Annotated in this window: 13 protein-coding genes; all 13 read left to right on the top strand. The window is 34.3% G+C overall.

Features of this window, described 5'->3' with window-relative positions:
• Positions 1–10 precede the first annotated feature (10 nt).
• The 13 genes from QYS48_RS05895 (at position 11) to rfbG (ending at position 25,511) form a co-directional block, all read left to right on the top strand.
• Positions 11–3,151, top strand: coding sequence for a hypothetical protein (locus tag QYS48_RS05895; RefSeq protein ID WP_308357922.1), 3,141 nt, complete (start codon positions 11–13; stop codon positions 3,149–3,151).
• Complete coding sequence (locus QYS48_RS05890) at positions 3,148–4,608, top strand: DUF4062 domain-containing protein (protein WP_308357921.1); 1,461 nt, start codon at positions 3,148–3,150, stop codon at positions 4,606–4,608. Before QYS48_RS05895 ends, QYS48_RS05890 begins: the two co-directional genes overlap by 4 nt.
• Entirely contained in the window at positions 4,574–7,741 is a 3,168-nt protein-coding gene (locus QYS48_RS05885; RefSeq protein WP_308357920.1) for a High-affnity carbon uptake protein Hat/HatR, read from the top strand. The genes QYS48_RS05890 and QYS48_RS05885 overlap by 35 nt, the downstream gene beginning before the upstream one ends.
• Positions 7,728–8,750: an outer membrane beta-barrel protein gene (locus tag QYS48_RS05880; protein ID WP_308357919.1), complete on the top strand. Its 1,023-nt coding sequence runs from the start codon at positions 7,728–7,730 to the stop codon at positions 8,748–8,750. Before QYS48_RS05885 ends, QYS48_RS05880 begins: the two co-directional genes overlap by 14 nt.
• Entirely contained in the window at positions 8,747–9,913 is a 1,167-nt protein-coding gene (locus QYS48_RS05875; RefSeq protein ID WP_308357918.1) for a hypothetical protein, read from the top strand. Before QYS48_RS05880 ends, QYS48_RS05875 begins: the two co-directional genes overlap by 4 nt.
• 24 nt (positions 9,914–9,937) lie before the next feature.
• Positions 9,938–19,147: a T9SS type A sorting domain-containing protein gene (locus QYS48_RS05870; RefSeq protein WP_308357917.1), complete on the top strand. Its 9,210-nt coding sequence runs from the start codon at positions 9,938–9,940 to the stop codon at positions 19,145–19,147.
• 53 nt (positions 19,148–19,200) lie between these two features.
• Complete coding sequence (locus tag QYS48_RS05865) at positions 19,201–20,313, top strand: acyltransferase (protein WP_308357916.1); 1,113 nt, start codon at positions 19,201–19,203, stop codon at positions 20,311–20,313.
• A 186-nt stretch (positions 20,314–20,499) separates the two neighbouring features.
• Positions 20,500–21,024 carry a UpxY family transcription antiterminator gene (locus QYS48_RS05860; protein WP_308357915.1) on the top strand — a complete coding sequence of 175 codons (525 nt, stop codon included), beginning with the start codon at positions 20,500–20,502 and terminating at the stop codon, positions 21,022–21,024.
• 358 nt (positions 21,025–21,382) lie between these two features.
• A complete protein-coding gene (locus QYS48_RS05855; RefSeq protein WP_308357914.1) occupies positions 21,383–21,526 on the top strand; it encodes a hypothetical protein in 144 nt (47 codons plus the stop codon).
• 43 nt (positions 21,527–21,569) lie between these two features.
• On the top strand, positions 21,570–22,955 hold the full coding sequence (locus tag QYS48_RS05850; protein ID WP_308357913.1) for an oligosaccharide flippase family protein: 1,386 nt from the start codon (positions 21,570–21,572) through the stop codon (positions 22,953–22,955).
• A complete protein-coding gene (gene rfbF, locus QYS48_RS05845; protein WP_308357912.1) occupies positions 22,955–23,737 on the top strand; it encodes a glucose-1-phosphate cytidylyltransferase in 783 nt (260 codons plus the stop codon). Before QYS48_RS05850 ends, rfbF begins: the two co-directional genes overlap by 1 nt.
• Positions 23,725–24,444 carry a class I SAM-dependent methyltransferase gene (locus tag QYS48_RS05840; protein ID WP_308357911.1) on the top strand — a complete coding sequence of 240 codons (720 nt, stop codon included), beginning with the start codon at positions 23,725–23,727 and terminating at the stop codon, positions 24,442–24,444. Before rfbF ends, QYS48_RS05840 begins: the two co-directional genes overlap by 13 nt.
• A gap of 2 nt (positions 24,445–24,446) precedes the next feature.
• Positions 24,447–25,511, top strand: coding sequence for a CDP-glucose 4,6-dehydratase (rfbG, locus tag QYS48_RS05835; protein WP_308357910.1), 1,065 nt, complete (start codon positions 24,447–24,449; stop codon positions 25,509–25,511).
• Position 25,512: the final 1 nt, after the last annotated feature.

The raw sequence follows: 25,512 nt of genomic DNA, 5'->3' as shown, positions 1-25,512 counted from the left end.
TACTGTTTTTTTGAAAAAGTTAGTCCTAAATGTTTTAAATGCCGAAGAGCCAGAATCCAAAAGAGTATTTTTACTATTACTCATGGGTTTTTTCATGGGCTTTTTTGTTTCTGGCTTATCGGTTGGGGCTGAAGCACTTTTTCTGAATAATTTTAGTGAAGAAACGGACTTACCTTTAGCAATTGTAGTTTCAGGTGCTATTGGTGTAATAGCCACTTATCTTTTTAATTACTTTCAGTCAAAAATTAGCTTCGTACGTTTAGCAGGCTATACCCTACTAGTAATATTCCTGTTATTAATTTCTGTAGAGGTAGCGTATGCATACTTACCAGATGTATCCCCATTATACTTTATCACTTTTACTTTTGTATTGCCCTTTACGTATCTTATTCTATTAATTTTCTGGGGTGCATTCGGAAGACTATTTGATCTTAGGCAGTCCAAAAGAATTATCGGAGGAATTGATACTGGTCAGCTAACTGCTTCAATTTTAGCTCTATTAATTGTAATCCCATTCTTATTGAATCAGCCTGATTTTGCAGAGAAGGATCTAATTACCTTAAGTGTTTTTAGTCTTGGTGGGATGTATTTGTCTTTTCTTTGGCTAATGAATAGCTCAAAGAAGCATATTAGAAGAGGGGAAAGAAGTGAGTTTGTGTCGTATAAAAATGTATTGAGTAACAAATACATGTTGCTAATGGTAGGTTTCGTATTGGTAAGTGTAATAGCCATTACTTTTATTGATTACTCCTTCTTTAGTGTCGCATCAGCGCAATTTGAAGAAAGTAATTTGGCAACCTTTTTAGCGTATTTTAATGGTACAATCATCATTTTCAGCTTTTTATTCCAAACTTTTGCTACGGATAAAATCATTTCACTATATGGATTAAAAGTTTCCCTGCTTATCAATCCAATCCTAATTATGATTATGGTAGGTGCAGCATGTTTGATAGGTGCCGGATTTGGCTTTACTCCTGATGATCCCACATTTATATTTTTCTTTGTAACCATAGCCGTGAGTAAGCTTTTTGTTACTTCTTTAAAGGATGCATTAGATGAACCTACATTTAAATTGTATTTTCTACCACTTGATGTTGAAAGTAGATTCGATATTCAGGTAAAAATACAAGGAGTTGTTAATGCTTTCGCAGGTATGATTGCCGGTGCTATCATTATAGTGTTAAATAATGTAGAGGTATTCAATTTATTAACCATATCAGTAGCTGTATTACCACTTTTAATAATTTGGTATTTTGTAACTCAAAGAATGCACGGTGGCTACAGATCCACTTTGCAAAAAACTTTGGTAAAAAATAAGGAAAAAAATAAAGTTGATGAGAATGAAAACTCCATTAGCCGATTATTGCATAAGCAGGTTAATAGTGATGAAGAACATAGAAGGCTTTATGGGTTAAAATTGATGGAAAAGCTCGAGCCAGAAGAGTTCAATGCTTTCAAGCAAAATTTCAAAGGTGACATTTCGCCTAAAATGAGAGAATACTTAGGGGACGATCAACATGCCTTTAATGAAAATTCAGATTTAACCCTTAAAAAACTAGCTGAAAAAGCATTAAAAGAAAACCAATCTAGAGATGTGGCTCCGGTAAGCTTTGATCAACTGAGTAATTGGGCGCGGTCATTAGATCCTGCCAAAAGGCTTTACACAGCCAGAATTTTCAGGCAACATGCGGATGCCAAAAATATATTCCTACTACTCGATTTATTGAAGGATGCCAACATAGAAGTCCGAATGGAAGCGATTGAAACCGCCAGGATTCTGAAAAGACATGAAACCTGGAATATTTTGATTGATTTGCTTGGTACTGAGAAGTTTGGTCATGCAGCAGCAGCTTCTCTCATTTCGGCAGGAAAAGAAGTGTTACATCATTTAGAATCTGCCTTTCACAAGTCAGGACAGTCAGATAAAATTAAAATGGCGGTTGTGAGAATAATGGGTAAAATTGGTGGAGATGAAGCCGAAGCTTTATTGTTGAAAAAAATTGATTACCCAGATAAAAGAGTGGTTTATGAAATGCTTAATGGGTTTGGGTATGAGGATTTTAATGCGGAAGGAAATCAAGCCCAAATTATCATAACCCTAATAGAAGAAGAAATTGGGAAGGCCATTTGGAATATGGCGGCTTTACAAGAATTACCTAAGGAAGAAAAATTTGAAATATTAAGACAAGCTTTTAAAGAGGAAATTGGGCATAATTATGAACAGGTTTTTTTATTGCTCTCTTTAATCTATGATACTGAATCAGTATCCCTGGTAAAAGAAAATATCCTATCAGATACTTCAGAAGGAATTGCCTATGGAATTGAACTTCTGGATATGTTCATTGATTCAGAATTAAAGTCAAAACTCTTTCCTTTGGTTGATGATATTAGCACTAGTGAAAAAATTAAATTGCTTGATAACTTTTTTCCTCGTGAAAAATTTGAACCACTCCAATTATTAAAAAACATCTTAAATAGAGACTATAATCAGATTTCTCGCTGGATAAAAGCTTGTGCTCTATATTCTCTAGCCTATCAAGAAGGTTATGAACCCAGTTACGCAGTAATTGCTCACATCTTTAACAAAGACAGACTATTACAGGAAGTTGCTGTTTGGTTGCTGTATCATCGAAATAGAGAGCAATATGAAAAGGTAATTTCAAGAGTAAATCAAGAAGATCAAGACCAGTTGATCAAAACCATTTCAAGTAATCAATTGGATGATGGTTTAAATGATGGTTATTTCTTATTAGTAGAAATCGTGATGTTTCTAAAACAAATTGAAATATTCCATAAAATAAATGGTGATCAATTATGTGAACTGGCTGATAATACTCAAGTAATCAGACTAAAGACAGGGGATAAAATTGATTTAAAAAATCTCGAGAATAATGCCATTTATGTAGTAGCGTCTGGTAGTCTACATCTACAGACTGAATTTGAAGCAGATGTGAAACTAGTAGAAAAGGATGTGTATGGAGAGTTATTTATCCCTGAAAAACATCTCAAAGCCGAAAGCCTAATCGCAGATGAAAATGCAGTAGTATTTCAACTAAATATAAATAATTTCTACACATTAATGTCTAGAAGTCAAGAATTTACAAATCAGTTATTTACTGCTATTACCCAACATTATCAATCAAAAATATGAATGACAAGCTAGAAGTAAGTATTATATATTCTGAAAGAGATAATGAGCCAATTCTGGACGATAAGGGCTGGGTAAGCTATTTTGAAAAGTTTCTATTCATGATGCTAAAGCAGACTATGAATAGAGAGATTAAAATCAATTTAATTTCTGATGAAACTCCTCAATTTAAGTTCGGTAAGAATAGTTTATTTATTCCAATTTTATCTCCAGATTTTATACTATCCGGTGCTTGCCTTGATAGAATAGAAGAGTTATTTCAACCAGCCAAAGCTGAAAAAGCAAACGAAACTACATTTCCCGTTTTCAAATCTCCATTAGCCTATGTGGATATGCCAGAAAAGCTTAAAGCGCTTAGGTCGTACATCTTTTATTTAAATACTGAAAATGAGGAACAAGAACTTATGGAGTTCTTCTCAAAGGAAGCAGAAAAGGGCTATTGGATGAAGATGGTGGATTTATGTTTCGATATATATGAAACCATCCTTAAAATGAACCATAAAGAAAGTGAAAAAGAAAAGCATGGAAGAAGAGCTATATACCTAGCTGAAACTGGGCAGGATTTGGCAGGAGCCAGAAATATCATTAAAAGAGAATTGACTCGCCATGGATATGAAGTTTTTCCTAAGAGTTTATTACCTCATACTTCAGCAGCAATTAAAAAATCAATAAAAGCTGATTTAGAGAAATGTCATTTTTCCATTCATATGATTGGAGCCTCATATGGAACTATTCCTAACGGCTCTGAAAATTCAATTATGGATATTCAGAATAGTATGGCGGCTGATTTTGCGAAAAGTCATTCTTCTGATTTTAATCGCCTAATCTGGATTAGCCCTGCTTTAAAATATGCTAGTGAAAAGCAGCGATCTTTTATTCATAATATCAAACGTGATGATAAAGTATCCTTTGGTGCGGAAGTTTTGCAAACCTCTTTAGAAGATTTCAAAAATACGCTTTGGGAAGAGTTATTAGATAAGGGACTGAATAAGAAACTAAGAAGTCAGAAAGAATATAATGAGCAGGAAAAACCTATCATCTATCTTATTTATGATGAAATTGATTCTATTTCAGCAACAAAATTAAAGCAAGATATTCAGCAGTTTGATGTGGAGTTGATCACTTTAGACGCTCAGGGAGGTTTGATGGATTTAAGAAATAGGCACATTGATGCACTCAAGAAAATGGATGCAGCAATAGTGTATCAAAGCGAGGTGAATAATCAGTGGGTTTATATGAAATTACTTGATTTGCTTAAGGCTCCTGGATTTGGAAGATCAAAACCGGTATTAGGCAAGCTTCTGATCTCTGAAAAGTCAAAAGGTACTGAGGATGAGTTTATTAGCAGATACGAGGTAGAGGTAGATACAAGTAAAGATTCAAAAAATCTAAGTAAATTTATTAGTGATGTAAAAGTGGCTTTTGATGAAAGCCATGCAAATGTGGCAAGAGAAAGCTAAAATGCAAGAGGAAAAAGTAAGCATATCGAGTAGTAAAAGCACACAATACGGGAAAAAGAATAATCCTTTCCCTGGCTTGCGTCCTTTTAAAATTGAAGAAAGTCATCTGTTTTTCGGAAGAGAAGGCCAAAGTGATGAGGTATTACTAAAACTTTCACAACACAGATTTGTAGGAGTAATTGGTCCTTCAGGAAGTGGTAAATCTTCTTTTATTTATTGTGGTGTATTACCTATCCTGTATGGAGGCTTTCTGACGGGACGCTCTACAAATTGGGAAGTTGTTGTTACTCGTCCTGGAGCAGCGCCCATTGATAATCTGGCACAATCTATTTACAAGGCTGACTCAAAGGGGAAAGAAACATCTGATGAGGATGCTAAAATAAAGCAGACCATCATCTCTTCTCTTCTTAAGAGTTCATCGGTTGGTTTGGTTGAAACCATCATGCAAATTAAAGGAGATGAAGAGAAAAATTATTTAATATTAGTTGATCAATTTGAAGAACTATTCCGCTTTAAGGACTCTTCAAATATGCAATCAGTTAATGAAACATTAGCTTTCATTAACCTATTAATGGAAGCCGTAAATCATGCGGATGTGCCCATTTATGTGGCCATCACTATGCGATCAGACTTCATTGGTGAATGTTCACAGTTTCCTGAATTGACTAGACAAATTAATGATAGTCAATATCTGATTCCTCAGATGACAAGGGAGCAAAAAAGAAGAGCTATTACTGGACCTGTTGCAGTAGGAAACGCTGAAATTGCTCCAAGATTAACGCAGCAGTTACTAAATGATTTAGGAGACAACCCTGATCAGCTTCCAATTTTACAGCATGCTTTAATGCGTACCTGGGACTATTGGAGTCATTTCAGAGATTATGATCATGAGCCACTAGATATCAAGCATTATGAGGCCATAGGCACCATGTCAGAGGCTTTATCCATGCATGCCAATGAAGCCTATGAGGAGTTAAACGAGGAACAACAAAGAAATTGCGAGTTTTTATTTAAGGCGATTACTGAAAAAAGAGGGGGTGGAAGTTACGGCATCCGTAGACCTACCCAACTACATGAAATAGCTTCTATAGCAAATACTTCTGAGGAGAAAATCATACAAGTAATTGAGAAATTTAGAGACCCTAGCCGCTCTCTTTTAACACCGCAATTTGGAGTCCCTCTGCATAGTAATTCAATTATTGATATTTCTCATGAGAGTATTATGAGAATTTGGAGCCGCTTGAAAAACTGGGTGAATGATGAAGCGGATGCTGTTGCTATGTATAAAAGGCTTGCTCAGGCTGCTGATATGTTTCAACAGGGAAAAACAAGTTTGTGGCGTCCACCTGATCTACAATTAGCTTTAAACTGGAAGGAAAAGCATAATCCAACATTAGTCTGGGGTCAGCGTTATCATCCAGCTTATGAAAGAACGATTTCTTTCCTAGAACATTCTGCCGAAGAATATGAAATAGAGCAAAGAGCAAAAGAATTACAGCAAAAAAGAAGATTAAGAACAGCTCGATTAACCGCTCTTATTATGGCAGGAGCTACTGTGATATCAGTATTGTTCTTGATTTATGCTTTCTATCAGCAAACTGTTGCTGAACGTAATGAAAGGCTCGCTATGGAGCAAAAGGATATTGCAGAACAACAGAAAGAGTTAGCAGAAGAACAAAGATTATTAGCAATTCAGAAAGAGGAAGAAGCCACAGAAGCTAAAAATGATGCGGAAGAAAGTGCAGATCTAGCCGAGCAACGAAGAATTCAAGCAACACAATCCGCAGCTTTAGCAGAAGAGAGAAGAATAGCAGCCGTTAAAGCTGAAGGAGAAGCAAGTGAGGCTGCAATAGCTGCCAGAGAAGCTGAAAAACAAGCGAATCAAGAAAAGGAAAGAGCCGAACAAGAGAAATCAAGAGCTGATCAATTGAGATATTTAGCAATTGCTAATGCGATTGCGGTAAAAGCGCCTCAATTAAATGATCCACAGCTTAAGGGTTTATTAGCTCAGCAAGCCTACAGTTTTAATAAACGATACAGTAATTATAATTATGATCCTGAGATTTATGATGGCTTGTATTATGCCCTGAAAGATTTTGGTCATGCTCTGACGAATAAAATAAAAGGACATAATAAATCTGCTAAAGTGGTGATAGGTGGAATTACTGATGATGAGTTTTATTCAGCGGGTGCTCAGGGAAGTATTTTAAAATGGACTAAAAATTCTAGTCAGTGGGTGGCTGATACTGTTGCACCAATCAGGAATAGGAGAGTTGTGAAATCAATGATTTTTGATGAGGAAAATAACATCATGTTTGCAGCAGGGCAATTCATTACTGAAAGTGGGGAATCCATTATTGAAAGTTATGATTTAACTCAAAACAGACCAGATCCTAAAATTATTAAAGGAGTAAGTGGTGCTTTTGTTAAAATGTATTTGGCAGATGATCATATTTGGGTTTTGGATGAAGGAGGTACTTCAATTAAGAAACTGGTAAATGGAAAAAGCCAAAAGATTTATCAATCCGATATAAAAATTAATGACTTTACAGTTGAAGAGAATAAGGATAATATTTGGTTAGCCACAGAAAATGGTGACTTAGTCAAAATTAATAAAGCCGGTGAAGATGCCATGATTATGTTTACCAATTCAGCAGAATTAAGCACTATTACCTCTAAATTTAATTTTATCGTGATTGGTGATATAAATGGAACTGTAAACCTATTCACTGACTATAATTTTTCTGCTCCTAATGCATTAACAGGACATATGGGAGGAATAGACGAACTGAAAGTAAGCGATAATGGAAGCGCATTATTATCGGCTGCTAAAGATAAAACTGTAAGAGTTTGGAATCTTTCTGAAATTACTCAACCCCCAATAGTATTATCTGATCATGATGACTGGGTTTGGTCAACTGATTTTAGTGCAAATAACAAATGGATTTTCTCAGCATCAGAAGATGGGCTTATAAAAGTATGGCCTTATTCTACAGAAATTATGGGAGATAAACTTTGCAATGAGTTAAACAGAAATATGTCACAAACGGAATGGGCTACTTATATAGGCAGTGATTTAGATTATGAAAAAACGTGTGAAAACCTTGAAAAATTAACGGATGCCAGTCAATAAAATATTCATATTAAGCTTCTGTATATTGGCATTTTCCTTTTTAGCTAATGCGCAGACTTCCTGCGTTCAAAATTTAAGAGATGCTCGAAATGCATATGATGAAGGAAGGCTAAAAACTCTTTCGAATCTATTATCAAATTGTGTTGAGGATGGATTTACAAAGGAGGAAAAAGTTGAAGCGCTCAGGTTAATAACATTATCTCACTTATTTAATGAAGATCAAGCTGAAGCAGAAAAATCCTATTTAAAACTTCTTAAGATTAATCCTGAGTTTACACCAAATGAGGAATCTGACCCTATCGAATTGATAATTCTTGCGGAAAATTTTGATGCTGAACCAAAGTTTTTTTTCGGCTTTAAAGGGGGTGCTTCCTACAATATCATGCAGATTCAGTATGAAAGTAATCATAATTTATTACTTCCAGGTACTTACGATTTACCACTAGGGATATCAGGCGGCTTATTTTTTCAATATCCAATTACCAAAGAAATTTCAGCGAATTTAGAAGCTATTTACAATTTCAGAAATACAATTCTTAATAGACCAATAGAAAGTGCTGAAGGTAATAATTTTCAAATTATTGAAGAAACACAGCAATGGTTAGAAATGCCAATTCTAGTTAATTATAAACTTCCTTGGGTCAAAAAATTCTTATTGGAAGCCACAGCTGGGCCATCTTTTCATTATTTATTGATGTCAGGTGTTAATCTTAATGGCTTAGGGGAAGAGTTGAATAATTATGACATGTTATCCTTCAGAAATCAATTTAATATGAGCGGAATTTTAGGGTTGAGAGCCAATTTTAAAGAATTGGGTGTGAATTTTATCACCACTGAACTGCTATTTCAATATAGAATTTTAGATGAAGTAAATAAGTCTGCGATGACAGAACAACAAAGATTAGAATTGAATAGCGTTGCTTATTCCAATTTTGATTATAAAGGCCACGCGATTTGGTTAAGATTAGGCATTCGTTTTCCATATTTTAAACCAGAACTTAAAAAATGAGAAAGCTTTTAATTTATATACTAATTCTCAACATTGGATTATTGCAGCTAGCTTGTAATACCGAGGAAGGACTTGAACCAGTAACTCCTAAAAATTATTTTAAGATTTTAGAAGGAAGAGGTACAGATAACCCAATCGCAATTAGGTCATTATCGGATGGAAATTTACTAATTGTGTCTAACACCACTTCTTTTGAGCAAGGAGAGCAAATTAGAAAAATTCGCGTACTGAAAATTGATTTAAACGGTAATGTTTTAAATGAAAGATATTTACCTGAAAATAATGAAAATTGGTCTGCTAAAGATGTTCTAAAATTAACAAATGATGAAATAGTAATTGCTTCAACCTCTATCAATAGCATAGCTGAAGATAGTAGTTTAGTTTTTTATAAAATTAACAGTAATCTTGATTCGCTAAGTGCTACTACCCACCATAATTCTGCTACCTATAATTTGTACGGGGTGGCCGAAGATCAAAATGAATTATTATTCATTGCTCAAGAATTTAAAGATCAGACATCCTATCCCATTATCGGAAGAATTGATTTAAGTAGTTCCAATATTATCGATATTAAATCGGCAGAAAAATATGATGTTCCACCCGCTACAAAAGCCTATAGAAATGCAGTTGGAGAATATATATGGGCTTATAATAGAACCAGGTCTTATCTGGCAAAAGTACAACCCAATCTGTTGCAGGTTAATGATCAGGAAATTCACATCGGAAATAATTTATCTTCTTCTGTTAAGGCTGAAAAATTATTGATGATAGATATGAATCCAATTGTGTTTGGAGAACTAACACAAAACGGTAATAATCAACTATTCTATTACAGCCAAGAAAGTGGAAGTTCTTTTGTTTTTGGTGAATCAGGTGATGTTTTTCTGAATAATGTACAGAAAACGGAATCTGGATATTTGGTAACAGGCTTTCAATCATTACAGATTGATGGCTCCGAAAATAGACAAACCAACTTCTATTTTTCCCGAAGAAATGCTAATGGAGGTGAAATATTCTCTAAGGCCTTTGGCACTAATGAAAATGAGGAATTAATGGATGCCCTTATGATAAATGATGGTATTTATACTATAGGTAAAACCATTTTCGGAGGTGAAAACACATTAATTTTAATTAAAACAGATGCCTTTGGGCGATTACAATAAATACATGCTTAAAGGCATATTTTTATGAAAAAATATTTTTACATTTTCATTATAATAACACTTCAAGTTCAACTTATAAAAGCTCAGACTTTTACAGGTGTTAGTGTAAGCCCAGCAAGCAATATTGGGGTAAGTTCTGCTACAATAAATGGTACTTTAAACTCTAGTGCTGCTGTCGGTGTTGAGTATCAATTCAGATTTGGAACTGAAACTGGCGTTTACTCGCCTTTAACTGCACCTATCTTAACAAATGTAAATGGCTTTTTAGACGTCAATGGATCAGTTACTGGTTTAAGTCCGGCAACGCAATATTTTTATGTTTTGTATGGAGCAGATAACGCAAGTGGTACTCCAACTTATACTTCATCAGAGCAATCATTTTTTACACTAGCAACAGAACCAACAGCATCAGTTACAGGCTTAAGTTTAGCATCAAAGACTTCGAGTACAGCAGCTTTTACAATAGATGAATATGCTTATGCACCTGCTGATAATGGTGGATATGTTTTATATGCTGAGCCAGGGTCAGGTCCAAGGGATATATCAACTTTGCAAGATGGATCATCTCCTGATGATCAAGCAGGAATTTTAGGGTCATTTTATGATTGGGAAATAGATCAAACAATAACAAGTCTTTCATTAAGCGGTCTTTCAGAAGCTAGTGAATATACTGTAAATGTTATACATTATAATTCCGATGGAACTGTCCCGACTTTAAATTATAGATTAATAAATCCTCCACAGTTAACTTTTTGGACCTTATCAGATCCACCAGCTGGAAAAGCTGATGGAGGAAGCTTTTCAGTTTCAAACATAACAACTAATTCAGCTGATATCAATTGGAATGATGTTACCAATGCTGATAAATACCTTATTTTATATACTCAGAATTCTGCTGATTTAGATATAAATGATGTGATAGATGGCAATGCACCAGCTGATTTAACATTCCCTGCTGGAGTAAGCTACACTACTTCTGCTACTAGTAATGTTTCTCTTTCTTCACTTAATGCAAATAGCAACTATAGTTTTTATATTATTCCATATGCTGAAGGAGCTGATCCTTCAACGATAAATTATATCACACAGACAGGTCCTGATTTGGATAGTTTTACCACACTTTGTGCACCACCCGCTGCACAATCTACTTTTAATACTATTGATCCAGCAGATATTAACCCCTTAAACATTACAGTAAGTTGGAATACAGTTTCAGGTGCAGACCGATATTTAGTAGTTGTAAAAGAAGGGGCAGCTGTTTCATTTGAACCTGTAATAGGGGACTCCTATTCTGCAGATGCTAATTTTTCTGGAGGGTCTGATTTACCGAATGGATCAGGAACTAATAAAGCCGTTTATAATGGGATTGGAAATAGTATAACAGTTACAGGATTAGATTTATCAACCACCTATCACTTTGCAGTATTTGCTTACAATTCAGATGGTAATTGTTATGTAACTCCTGCCTCACCCGGAACTACCTCAGCATCAACAACAGGAGCTGCTGCTAATGGTACGATTTTTTTTAATTCTGCTTCCGTAAGCATCAATTCGGTAACTAATGATAATTCAGGGGCTAGAGTTGCTATTCTCGATTTCAATATTATCGATAATGGTACTGATGGAATACCAACAGAATTAAATAGATTAGCATTTTCTATTGCGGCTGATGATGATTTTGAATTGGAAGGAATTGGCTGGGATGATATAATTGCAGATGCAAGATTGGTCAATATTACTTCTGGTGGGAATGAAAGTGCAGTCAATATATTAGCAGACAGTATTATCATTGAGTACTCAGGGAATGAGAGTGATCAAGCAGGAGAAAAAGGATATATTGCCGATAATACTACCTCAAATTTTCAGCTTCAAATACGGTTAAAGGATAATATTTCGTCTGTTATTGATAATAAAAATATAGTCGTTGAACTTTATCCTTCTAAAATGACAGTTCAATCAAATTCAAGTTTATTTGATGCCTCTTCCTCATCCATTTCATCAGGTACCACAAATAACAAAGTTGAAGTTATTGCCTCCGAGTTTAATTTTACTCAAGAGCCTTCTCCTACCACAATAAATGCAACTGAAAATTTTACCACGGCTCCACAAGTAGAGGTAACTGATGAAAATGGAAATTTAGATTTGGATTATGTAAATGGGTACTCACTGGGTACCGGTGGAATTTCTGTTCAAAACCCTCCTGCTAATTTCAATAATGGAGTTTTAGATTTTCCGGCAAATTTTAATTATCAAGGTAGTGGAGACGGTACCCTTTCGATAGAAGATGCTGGCAATTCAATTTCAATTGCCACAAGTAATACGATAACCGTAAATCCAAAAATCACCCTTAGTGAAATCGGAGCAGTATATAATGATGGCGATTTAGTGAATGGTGCTACGGATGAAATATTAGTTGGCTTTGACATTACAGCTCTCAGCAGTGCAGAGATTAATGATATTGTTTTAGGGTCTGATCAGGAATTAACAGGCAAATTGAGTAATATAAGATTGTATGCATCAACTGATGATACATTTGATGGTGCAGATGTAAATATATCAACTGGATCCGTAAATGATAATGGTGTAAATACTGAAATTACTTTTGCTTCTTTAACTGAGAGTATTGATAATAATTCCTCCTATTATTTTATTGTAGCAGCGGTTAGTGCAACGGTGCCAGCCTCTACACCTGATATTACTTTTAGTTTAATAAGTTCTAATTTTAACTTTCAAGAAAGTTCATATTTATTTCCGGCAATCACTATTGATAAAACTTATAGTTTTCAAGATTTAACGCCACCAGAAATAGTTTCAATTAATGCTTCTCCAGCAAGTATATCGGATGATGATACAGGGGTTGAAGCTTTTCAAATTAGTATTGAGTTTGATGAAGAAATGATAACCGATGGAACGGCAGACCCAGTTATTACTTTCCCAACAATAGGTGAAGATCCAACAACTAGTATTACATTTTCAGCAACTAGTAGTGGCTGGGATGTAGCAGGATTGGTATACACTTCTTATTACAATGTTGTAGATGTTGGACAAACCATTAAAGATATTGATGTAAATATTGCATCTGCAAAGGATATCTCGAATAACAGTATGATAGCGGTTGATGAAAATGATTTATTCTCTATAGATACAGAAAATCCAATAGCTTCATTGTCTTTAAATCAATCTTTGGTGAATTTGCCTAATAATACAATAGAATTGACGGCAGATTTTGGAGAGTTGATGGATACAGGAACTGAACCAACGGTTACTATTTCAGCGCCTACTAACTTCAGTCTTGAAAGTGGGAGCTGGGTTAATTCGCAACGATATGTTTACTCTTTTACTCATGATGGTACTGAAGAACTTATAAATAATGCTTCTATTACTATTTCGGGGGCATTAGATGAGGCTGGAAATAGCATGAGTAGTACTGATTCTGATCCATTTAATATCAATACTATTCCGCCAAAAATTGAAGCCATAAGTTCAAGCAATACAACAGGATCATACAAAGAGGGAGATGGGCCGATCGAAATTACTATTGATTTTGATGAAATTGTAACTTTAGGAGGGACTCAGAGCCCACAGCTAATTTTAAATTCAAGTGGTTCAGCAATTGCCACTTATAGTAGCCATACTGATGATTTAATTGTATTCAGTTATACCATTACTGCAGGTGATAATGCTGATCCTTTAGAAGTGTTAAGCCTTGATCTAAATGGTTCAACTATTGTAAGTAGCAGTTCTTTAAATCCAGCGGAATTAGGTTTACAAGGAAATGCCCTTTCTGATGATAAACAATTAAAAATTGATACTCAATCACCTTTTATAACCGCTATAACTTCCAGTACAGTTGATGGGATTTACGGTCCTGGTGAAATTGTGAATATTAAAGTGATATTTAATGAAAATATCCAGCAAACGGGTGTTCCTCCAACTTTAAATTTAAATACTGGTGTTTCTGCCATTTTTGATGATATAACAAATGGGAATGAATTAAATTTCACCTATACCATCGGTGGAATCAGTCAGGGTGAAAATACTAACGATTTAGCGGTTTCCTCTATCTCCTTATCCCAAAATGAGATATTAGATTTAGTTGGAAATCCTTCCGATTTAACATTAAACGGGGCGAATAATACCTTAGCTGCAAATAAAGCTATTATAATTGATACGGAACCACCTAGCTTAGATCCGAATCCATTTTCTCCAGCAAATGGAAGTTTAAATGTGTCTCAAACAAAAACCTTTGCGATTACTTTAAATGAACAAGTTACAGGTGCTGGAACAGCTAATATAAGACTTATTGATGTTGCAAGTGGGTCTACTTTGGCCACTCTCGATGGATCTACCGCTTTTTCAAACTCAAGTGCAACTACCCTAAATTTTAATTCTCTGGCAGCCTCGCTTCAAGATTCAACGGAATATTATTTTGAATTTGATGCTGGAGCCATTACGGATTTAGCAGGTAACCCATTGGCTGCTTTTACTGGGGTTTCAAATTGGTCATTTACGACTTTTGGTCCAGCGAGAATTGATGATTTTTCTATTGCTGCATGTGTGGGCGAGGTATTTACAATTTCAGGGCAATACTTTACAGGTGTAAGTCAAATTCTTACGGATGTAGAAAGTGGTTCTCCTTTTGAAATTACTACTTTTTCAATTGATGATGATAATACTATTTCATTTACAGTGCCAGCAGGAACAGTACCGGGAAAAATCACTTTAAATAAAATTAATGGTCAAGATGGTAATACGGATGATGCTTCCACTACCTCTACAACGGCAATTAAAGTTGGACCAAGTAGCGGACAGATTGTATTGGTAAGTGTGGGAACGGATGTTGTTTGTGATGTACCAGGAACAGAGGCAGCACCTATAGAAACGGCTATTCAATTTGATATTGTCGGAGGTTCTGGAACCTATACAGTTCAGTATTCAGATGGAGTAAACATCTTTACTGAAAATAATTATTTGTCTGGAGAAACTGTTCAAGTTAACCCACCTGTTTCAGGTGCAAATACCTATTCAATCATATCCATTATCGATGAGGATCCTGATTTGAATACCTGTAGTGCTGCAGATAATGGAGTTGATTTAGTGATAACAGAATATGAGCAATCAAATGTGGAAGCAGGAGGTATTTTCGACTCAGATTTAGGTGTCAGTACGGTTGCAGTTTGTTTAGCCCAAGATGACCAAGTTGATTTATCAGATGGAGCTTTAATGGGTGTGTTACCAAGCATAGTAGGAGATATTACATCTGGGGAATGGACTATTGTGGATGGACCAAGTTCTGGTGGAGGAGGTTTCTCAAGTAATTTTAGTGAAAAAACGACTACAAGCTTAACTCCTACCTACTATCCTAGTCTGGCTGATGCGGCATATGGAAGTATCACCTTAAGATTAACTTCTGACGATCCAACCGCTCCGAATCCGTGTTCTCAAGATTTTGATGAGATTACGATTGTATTCGTTAATACGATATCTGTAAATGTTGGGCCTGATTTAAACGCTTGTATTCAAAATGATGGAAGTGGACCTTATGTGATTGAACCTCTTAGTGCTACTTTGGGTGGAGGAGCAACTTCTTTAGAATGGTCAAGAAATGATCAATACGGTGAAAACGGTGTACATGATGGGTCATGGGGTTTTGCGGCTTCTGCTAATGCCACAACATTTACTTTAACTTCTACTTTAGAGAATCCTTTTTATAAAGCAAGTCCTCAAGAAATTGCAAATGGATTAGCAACCGTTGGTGCTATTCCAACAAGTGGCGGATGTGGAGGTACTCCACCACCAGAAGAATTGAATATTAATATCAATGATTTACCAGCCCCAACTATATCCTTAGCTCCTGCTAATGTATGTAGCGGTGAATTTGGCGTAAGATTTAGAATGTCTCCTAGTAGCACCTCAAGTACATTTGAATGGACACTGTCTAATGAAGGTTCAGATACACCAGGGCAAAATGATAAAAACAGTATTGATGGTCCTAGAACTGGAAATATAATTTTTGTTGATTTTAAGGAAGTAACCACTGAGACAGTTGAAATTATTACTGTAAAAGAAATTAATCCAATTACTACATGTGAAAGTGTTGTTCAAACCATAAATGTTACCATAAAACCAGCGCCAGTTGCTAATATTACCTACACAGGAAATACAACCGTTTCACAAGGTGATCCAAGGTTTTTATTAACTGGAGAAGGCGGACAAATAGGGAATATTCAGTCAGGTGGTGTTTTCTCTGGTCCTGGTGTAGTGCAAGATTCTGATGGAAATTATTATTTGGATCCTAGTATTTTAAATGTTACCGATATATTTGATCCTGCAGATGATCACATCATAACTTTTACCTATACAGATGAATTCGGTTGTCCCGCATCCGAAACCATAAGGTTTAATGTTTATGCTGAAAACTCAAGTTTCCAGAATTTACTAGCTCAATATTGTGTTTCTGATGAAGAAGATATCATCTTCGTTCAGCCCAGTATACTTGGGGATGATTTTGAAGTCATTTCGATTCAGGGTCCTGGCATAACAGAATTAGGTTTACAAACTGAAATTATAGATGGTACCCCAACACAAGTTTTTAAAGCAGTATTTAATCCATTCATTGCATATGAAGACAATCAAGCTGCTGCAGATCCTTCTGCAGTAGTAATATCCTTTTCTACTCGCGAAAAGTTAAATCCTGCAAATGTAATTTTGGAAGCGGGTTCTCAAACAGTTAGGGCTAATCCATTGCCAACATTAGAATACCAAGGACCTGAATATGACATGTGCACCTATGATGAACCAGCTGATTTAGAGGCCTTAGGTTCTAATAATCAAAATACCTATTCATTTATTTTGAAAGACACCTTAAATCAAGCCTCATTTCCAGATAGTTTGATAATTGGAGATGTAAATGTGGGATTACAGTTTGACCCTGCTCCACTAGATGTTTATTTGGATAGTATTGGAGAAGAATCTATAGAGGTTTGGATGGAATACAGTTATACCAATTTGAATTCATGTTCAGCTACAGAAACATTCAGTTTTATAGTGTATAAACAGCCGGAACAACCCTTGTTATCAAGTACTGATTTATGCAATATAAATGGTAACATTGAAGAAGCTTCTGTTACTAATTATGATGGTACAAATCCAATCCAGGAATTGGAATGGTTTACCAATGTGGATTTAACGGGAGAACCCATAGGCAACGGTTTAACTTTCACTCCACCTTCCGAATTATTTGCGAATAGCAATGAAGTAAAATTTTATGTTGTACGTAAAAATGTAAATAGTTCAGGAGAAGATGACGAATTGTGTAGCAGTAACGCTACAGAAATCACCTATAGATTATTAGGCGTTCCAACCTTAGAGTGGAATAAATCAAGTTATGGTAGTGCTCCTATAATTTTTACAGCTAATCATAATGAAAACAATGTTGCCAGTTATGATTGGTTCATAAATAGAATTACTGATAACGGACTTGAATTAGTATATTCCGAGAATCAAACTAATATAGATCTGAAACAATTAACTGTTGATTTTTCCCAATACGGAGCAGGTCAGTATCAAGTGGATTTCGTTATTAATACCTTATTCAACTGTAATACATCTGTAAGCCATCAAATTGTAGTTGTACCTGAATTAAGTAGCTCTTCTAATTTTTCTTTTGATTTTAATTCCTCTAATAATGAATGGGTAAGCTCCATTGATACTAATAATTCTTGGGAGTGGAATCAACCTGGTGATTCTTCAAGCATAATTTCAGAAAGTAAATTATGGATCACAAATGCTAATGGATCTTACAATCCTGGAGAACAATCTTATGTATATTCTCCAGTAATGGATATTAGCCAAATCGAAAAACCTGCTGTTAATTTTGATTTATGGATAGATGTAATTGATAATGTGGATGGACTGATTTTAGAATATTCTACGGATAATTTGAGAATTGAAGACCCCAATAAACAATGGAGCCTTTTAGGTAATTTTGATGATGGTATATCCTCTGGATTGAATTGGTATGAAAGCTCTGCAATTAGATCCAGACCAGGAACTGATAATATTACCGCTTCTGGTCTTGTCAATAATAACGTTTTTGGTCAAGGTTGGTCAGATGAAACAATTCAAGATGAATTGGTAAAAAGAATTCAGGCAAAACATGCTTTGGATGTATTATCACAAAGTGAAAGATCAAATGTGATGTTCCGTTTTCAATTTAAATCCAACAATACTGGCTTTCTACCTGATGGAGTGGCTTTCGATAATTTCGCAATTGGTAGTTTAAATAGAAATGTGCTGGTTGAATATTTTGGCAATGAAGAAGTCAATTCAGATGCGACCGAAATGGATTCACTAAATTCAAGGTTTGCTCGGTCCACAAGTTTTACTTGGATTAACTACAGATTGAATGAATCTGATCCTTTATTTGTGCAAAATGCAAGTGCTATGCTATCTCGTATCTATCAATATGATGCATATGAAGCTGATAATGCTTTTTCAATAGATGGAGTGCTCAATAATGAATTTTCGTTTAGTTCTGATGCTGCTCAAAACCGATTAAATAACAGCTTATTAGTTTCAAGCGCAGTAAATCTTTCAACGGAAATATCAAAAGCAGCGGATGATCAATTGAATGTAAAAGTTAATTATAATTCGAATAGTATTTTTAGTGAAAACGCCAGACTTTTTGTTACTGTTCTTTATAAAGAGGTTTCAGGAGGCGCGTTGGAGACCAATCCTGCTAAAACCTATTACAACGTTTTAAGGGGGATATTACCTCAAGTGGAGGGAGTGGATGTATCGGGTAATGAAAGTGGACAATTGGAAACTTCCTTTTTAGCAACTAGTGCAAATGATGCTGAACCCTTAATGGTGGTATCCTTTATTCAGGATATTGAAACGGGAGAGGTTTTCCAAAGTGATTTTGTGACTGATGTACCTCTACTATCTTATTCCAATGTAACTTCTAATACAGCTCTGGAAGAAATGAATGTAAATTTATACCCTAATCCAGCCAGAGATTTCGTGAACCTTCAATTTAATTCAACTTTAAATGAAGAGCTAAGCATAAGGGTTTATGATATGAGAGGAAGTGAATTAGAAGCCATTAAATTACCAGCAGGAACCACTCAACATGAATTATCTACTCAGTCTTTTAAAACAGGGATGTATCATATTATCATCTCTAACGACAAAGGTGCATTCAAAAGGTTGAAATTTTCGGTGATGGATTGATTCAAGTAAAATAGTATTATTAATTTTGCACTTTGCTATAAAAATCAAGATTATTGACTCAGTCTAAAATTTACTTTTCCAATCTGGACGGATGGAGATTTATATGCTTTTTATCGGTCTTTTTTTATCATAGTTTCCATACTGAAAAAGATTATATTTTAAATAGCAGTATATATAAATTTATAAAATGGGATTTGTTTGGTAATGGAAACTTAGGAGTTAACTTCTTTTTTGTTTTAAGCGGGTTCTTAATTACATATTTACTGATCTCCGAGAAGGACAGAAGTTCAAAAATCAATTTAAAGAATTTTTGGATGAGACGAGTCTTAAGAATTTGGCCATTATTTTACTTTTCAGTTTTCTTTGGCTTTGTAATCTTTCCTCTGTTAAAATCTTTATTTGGTCAAATACCCAATGAAACTGCAGATTTATGGTCGTATTTAGTTTTTCTAAATAATTTTAATTTCATTGAAAAGGGTTTACCGGATGCATCAATTCTTGGAGTATTGTGGAGCGTTGCCATTGAAGAACAATTTTATTTTGTTTGGCCTATTCTTTTATTAATTATCCCAATTAAAAGATATTGGCTAGTCTTCATATTTGTTATTTTACAATCTTGGATATTTAGAGCGTTAAAAATGGAATACCTATATCACGAGTTTCATACCCTATCTTGTATAGGTGATATGGCGATTGGAGGATTAGGAGCTTGGTTAGTATATACCAAAGTTGGTTTCAGGAATTTTATAATTAATTTAAAGACACCTATAGTCTATTTGCTTTATCTTATTATAGCCTTATTATTTTTGTTCAGGGATGAATTGTATAGCATTAATTCAATTATTTCTGTTTTAGAGAGGTCTTTTGTTGCAATAATTTTTTTGCTAATAATACTTGAACAATCTTATTCCAAAAATTCCTTTTATAAAATGAGTAATAATAAAATTTTTTCTAAACTAGGTAAATACACATATGGAATGTATTGTCTTCATTTTATAGGGATATTAATAACAACTACATTAACTTCGAAATTAGGTATCAATACAAGATTATGGCAAGTTTTGATATTGGAGACTTCCGTAGCACTATTATTAACAATTTTGATTAGTAGGGTAAGCTGGGAAATGTTTGAAAAACATTTTTTAAAGTTGAAAAATTATTTCTGAAAAAAGTTATTCGATACAATCGTAATTGTTTTAATTTCAAATAATTTAAACTTCGAAACTACCATTCATGAATAAACAGTGTTTTTACTACTTCTAACTATTGACCCGCACGGTTGGTCGAATTCAGCTGATTTATTTCTATTAAACTAAAGGAAGAATTATTTTTGTATACTAAAATAGTAGATTATGAATAATTGGTTCGCCATATACACAAAATCCAGAAATGAGAAGAAAGTGGCAGAAAGGCTGACCGAACAAAATATAGAGGTGTATTGCCCTACACAAACGGTATTAAGGCAATGGTCGGATCGTAAGAAAAAAGTAAGGGTTCCAGTTTTTGTTTCTTATGTATTTGTGCGCTATAAAACAGAGGAGGAACGATTAAAAATCTTGCAAACTCCTGGAGTAGTGAGCTTCGTACGTTACTTGAAGGAAGATGCTAAAATTAGAGAGGAGGAAATTTTAGCTATTCAGAAATTGTTAGGTGAGTTTGAAGAAGTGACAGTGGAGCCTATTGAAAAAGGAGATAAAGTACAAATACAGTACGGAAGTTTGAAGGGACAGGAAGGAAGAGTTGTAAATACTCAAAAAGATAGGGTAATTGTTTATATTGAGAGTTTAGGATTAGCTTTAAAAGCAGAAGTTAGTTCAGCTAAGGTGAAGAAATTAGGGAAAGAGGAAGAAAGTGACGGAGGGAAGTATCATTTTTAGTCGAAGTGTAGCGCAGATCGGCAATAGCGCAAGCGTCCGCTTGGGCTTGTTGCAGATACTGAAAAGCTTATATGTGAAGATAGCTAGTCCAAGCAGACGCTTGAACCATTGAGAGGGAATGGAAATCCCTTTATAGCTGATCGGGAAGACCCGAACTTCAATATTTCATAATAACCGTAATTGCGAATCCCCTTAGGGTGAAGCAATCTTACCATATTTAAAATACCCGCTAAGTACCAGAAATGGGACTGAAAGGGCGAAGCTGTAAACAATTAAGAATTAAATAACTAAAAGCCTATTGAAACTATCCCCTTGAGGAGATCATAGGGGTGTTTCTAAAGATAAAACCAAAAATTAAATGTCAGACATCGCGATAAGCATACAGGACTTAGGTAAAAATTATATTATAGGCCATAAAAAAGAAGGAGAATTTCAACATACTATTGGGAATAAACTGGGAAACATTTTCAAGCCTGATGTCAATGAGAAAGAAGTTTTATAAGATAAAAATAACTAAATCTACAAGTAAGCAATAAAATTTATAATTGATAAAGAATAAAATTACTAAACTGAATGGTGAGCTAGAAACGATATTAAATAGCTTTAAGACAAAAGGTTCTTTTACGAGGAATTTTTCATATCTATTTAGTGGTAAATTACTGACTGTAGTATTGAGCTTAGTGGTGACTCCAATACTAACAAGAATATATTCACCTGAAGCATATGGTTATTTTTCTTTTTTTAATGCGGTGGCTATGAATTTTGCAGTTGTAAGTACACTTTCTTATGAAAAGGCTCTAATAATCATAAATACAAGAAAAAAGTTTTATAATTTACTCTTTGCATGTTTTCTTTTAACTTTTATTCTTGCTTTTATCCTTTATCTAATATTTCAATTACTTTATTTTAGAGAGGGAATATTTAAATTAGAACTTGGTTTAGATCAATTATTTATTCACTTAATTGTTATTGCTTGCATATTGTATAGTTTAACAATAATTTTATCGAATTGGAACATTAGAAAATCTCAGTTTAAATTTGCAGCGAAAAATGGAGTTATTAGCCAGGTTGGCTCTCGTTTTTCAAGCTTAATTTTAGGGTTTATAAGTGCACCAATATTTGGACTGGCTTTAAGCGAGATTATTAGCAAATCAATCATCATATTTTCAAATTTTAGAAAGAACATTTATTCAGAATGGAAGATTATACAAAGAAATGTAGATTTTAATGAAATGAAAATAGTAATAAAAGAACAGGCAGCTTATCCTAAATTTATACTTCCTTCTACTTATATAAATACTCTAATAAATCAGTTACCTATCTTTTTTATAACTCTTCAATTCGGAAAAGAAATTTTAGGGCACTACAGTTTAGCCGTGAGTATTCTATATTTGCCAATAATCGTCATCACTAATTCACTTAGCTCAGTAGTAATAAAAAGAATAAATGAACTTAAAGATAATGGTCAAGTATTAAAGCAATTTGTTTCTAGAATTACTCTTCTTTTATTTATTGTGACTACACCTTTTTTTATAATAATGATATTGGCATCTAAAAGTCTTTTCCCTTTTTTCTTTGGGCAAAACTGGAGTTTAGCAGGTGTGTTTGGAACTATTATCGGCTTTTATGCAATAATAGATATCTTTTTAATTTTTTCAAATTCTTTAATGTTAGTATTTAAAAAGGAAAGAGTAGTTTTTAAATATCAAATTTTGCAACTGTTATGCTCTTTATTAGGCTTATTACCTGGGTATTTATTAAACAGTTTTCAAATAGCCTTGATTGGTTATGGAATGGTTTATTTTATTTTTGGTTTAATTAAGGTTCAAGTTTCATACAGATTAATTAATCTACAGTATACGATTCAGTTTACAGCAATATTTTTATTGTTAATGCTCGTACTTTTTTCACAATTAAACCTAACATTTTAATGAAAATCGTAATTTTTGCTGGCGGTCTTGGTTCACGTATTTCAGAAGAGTCTTATCTTAAACCCAAGCCAATGATTGAGATAGGGGACAAGCCTATTATTTGGCATATTATGAAAATATATATGGCACAGGGCTTTAATGAATTCATTATCTGCCTAGGGTATAAAGGCTATATCATAAAAGAATATTTTGCTAATTATTTTCTGCATAATGCTGACGTTACTATAGATATGAAAAGTAATGAAATGGAAATACATAATGCTGAGGCTGAAAATTTTAAAGTAACCTTAGTAGAAACTGGCTTACATACAAAAACGGCTGGTAGACTTAGAAAGATTAAACAATATTTAGGCGATGGAGACTTTATGCTCACCTATGGAGATGGAGTAGCAGACATTAATCTAGAAGCTTTGATTAGCTCACATAAAAAGTCGGGAAAGTCAGCAACCCTTACCACCATTCAACCATCAGGTAAATTTGGTGTTATCCAGACTGATCGGGATGAAAATGTCTCAGAATTTATCGAAAAGCCTCAAAGCAACGGAACTTGGATCAATGGTGGCTTTTTTGTTTTAAGTCCTAATATTTTTAATTATTTCCCTGAAAATTGTCAGAACATCATGTTTGAGCATGATCCACTTGCTAACTTAGTTAAGGATAATCAGCTACATGCCTATAAACATCATGGGTTTTGGAAATGCATGGATATTCTTCGCGATAAAGTTGAGTTAGAGGAAATGTGGAATTCTGGGAACGCACCTTGGAACATATGGGAAAAATAAAAGAATCAGGTTTAATAAGATTGAACCCACCACTTTGGCACAGTAGATATGTGCATTTAAAATTACTTAAAAGACATATTCTTAGGTGGGTTGAAGAATATGTTGAACCAGTAAAAGTTCAAACTTTAGTAGACATGGGCTGTGGCGACTTACCTTATAAATCACTAGTAAATCCGCATGTTGAAAGTTTTATTGGAGTGGATATTGAGGGTAATACCAAGGCAGATACTTATGTAAATCTCCACACTAATAAGACTGAAATTAAGGATAATACTGCAGATTTAGTTTGGTCAGTTCAGGTATTAGAACATGTTGAAAACCCAAACGCTTATCTAAAAGAATGCTATAGAATATTAAAAAAGGGAGAGAAGCTACTACTTAGTACTCATGGTCATTGGCTGTACCATCCAGACCCTGTTGACAATTGGCGCTGGACTTGCACCGGTCTACAAAAGGAAATTGAAAAGGCAGGTTTCAAAGTGCATGAAGTAAAAGGAATGATGGGTTTACTCTCAATGTCAGTTCAACTTTTTCAGGATGCTTGTTTAATACATTTTCCATTTGTAAAGTACTGGAAAGCACCATTTTGTTTTTTAATGCAACGAATTATTCAACTTACAGAGTTTTATACTAACCTTTCAAAAACGACTAGAGCCTATGTAGATAAGGATGCTTGCATCTTTTTTGTAGTAGCGGAAAAAGAATAATCATGAATTTTTTTGAAGATAAAAAGGTTTTTGTCACTGGCCATACCGGTTTTAAAGGCACCTGGTTACTTCACTTATTAAAACATCTAGGGGCAAATGTGAAGGGGTTTGCATTACCAGCACACCATCCTTCCTTATTTAATATAACTAAAGCTGCTGAATTTTGTAAGCATGTTGAAGGTGATATTAGAAATAAGAATGATTTAGAAAAGGAGCTTTTAGATTTTGAGCCAGATTTTGTTTTTCATTTGGCAGCTCAACCTTTAGTACTTGATTCCTACAAAGACCCCGTTTATACATTTGAAGTCAACCAAATGGGCACAGTGTATTTATTAGATGCATTAAAAAAATTAGACAAAACTTGTACCTGTATAGTTGTAACAACCGATAAAGTTTACAAAGACCAAAATAAGTTTGAGGGTTACCTGGAAACAGATACTGTAGGAGGGTTTGATCCTTACAGTGCAAGTAAAGCAGGATGTGAATTGATTGTAGATTCTTATCGAAATAGCTTTTTTCACCCTGAAAAGTATTTAAAACATAGAAAATCTATTGCCACCGCAAGAGCAGGAAATGTGATTGGGGGAGGTGACTTTGCAGAAAATAGACTGATACCAGATATAATAAAATCTATTGAAAAAAACCGAAAAGTCGTTATTAGGAATCCAGAAGCTATCCGACCTTGGCAACATGTATTAGATGCCCTATATGCCTATTTGGTTTTAGCTAAACAAGTCTATGAAAATCCGGCTAATGATGTATTGAATGCAGCTTGGAATTTCGGGCCATTTGCTGAAGACATTTGGCCAGTCTTAGAAGTTGCAAAAAATGCTATTCAAAATTATGGTAAAGGGGAAATATGTATTGAGAAAAACTCAAATGCCCCTAAAGAAACTAGTAGATTAGTCCTAGATATTTCTAAAGCATTAGAATTTTTGCCTTGGAAACCAAAGTGGGATGCAGAAATCGCCATAAAGAAAACGGTAGAATGGTATGCTCATTATAATCAAAGCCCTAAAACAATTCAAGAATTAATGGACCGACAAATTAAAATTTTTTTAGACTGAT

The sequence above is a fragment of the Marivirga arenosa genome (assembly GCF_030503895.2).
Classification (GTDB): domain Bacteria; phylum Bacteroidota; class Bacteroidia; order Cytophagales; family Cyclobacteriaceae; genus Marivirga; species Marivirga arenosa.
This window is presented reverse-complemented; position numbering and strand designations above follow the sequence as displayed.

Bases quoted from the DNA above. Each gene is read 5' to 3' on its own strand.
- QYS48_RS05880 (WP_308357919.1), top strand. From the start codon at position 7,728: ATGCCAGTCAATAAAATATTCATATTAAGCTTCTGTATATTGGCATTT.
- QYS48_RS05860 (WP_308357915.1), top strand. From the start codon at position 20,500: ATGAATAATTGGTTCGCCATATACACAAAATCCAGAAATGAGAAGAAA.
- QYS48_RS05885 (WP_308357920.1), top strand. From the start codon at position 4,574: ATGAAAGCCATGCAAATGTGGCAAGAGAAAGCTAAAATGCAAGAGGAA.
- QYS48_RS05890 (WP_308357921.1), top strand. From the start codon at position 3,148: ATGAATGACAAGCTAGAAGTAAGTATTATATATTCTGAAAGAGATAAT.
- QYS48_RS05870 (WP_308357917.1), top strand. From the start codon at position 9,938: ATGAAAAAATATTTTTACATTTTCATTATAATAACACTTCAAGTTCAA.
- QYS48_RS05840 (WP_308357911.1), top strand. From the start codon at position 23,725: ATGGGAAAAATAAAAGAATCAGGTTTAATAAGATTGAACCCACCACTT.
- QYS48_RS05855 (WP_308357914.1), top strand. From the start codon at position 21,383: ATGTCAGACATCGCGATAAGCATACAGGACTTAGGTAAAAATTATATT.
- rfbG (WP_308357910.1), top strand. From the start codon at position 24,447: ATGAATTTTTTTGAAGATAAAAAGGTTTTTGTCACTGGCCATACCGGT.
- rfbF (WP_308357912.1), top strand. From the start codon at position 22,955: ATGAAAATCGTAATTTTTGCTGGCGGTCTTGGTTCACGTATTTCAGAA.
- QYS48_RS05875 (WP_308357918.1), top strand. From the start codon at position 8,747: ATGAGAAAGCTTTTAATTTATATACTAATTCTCAACATTGGATTATTG.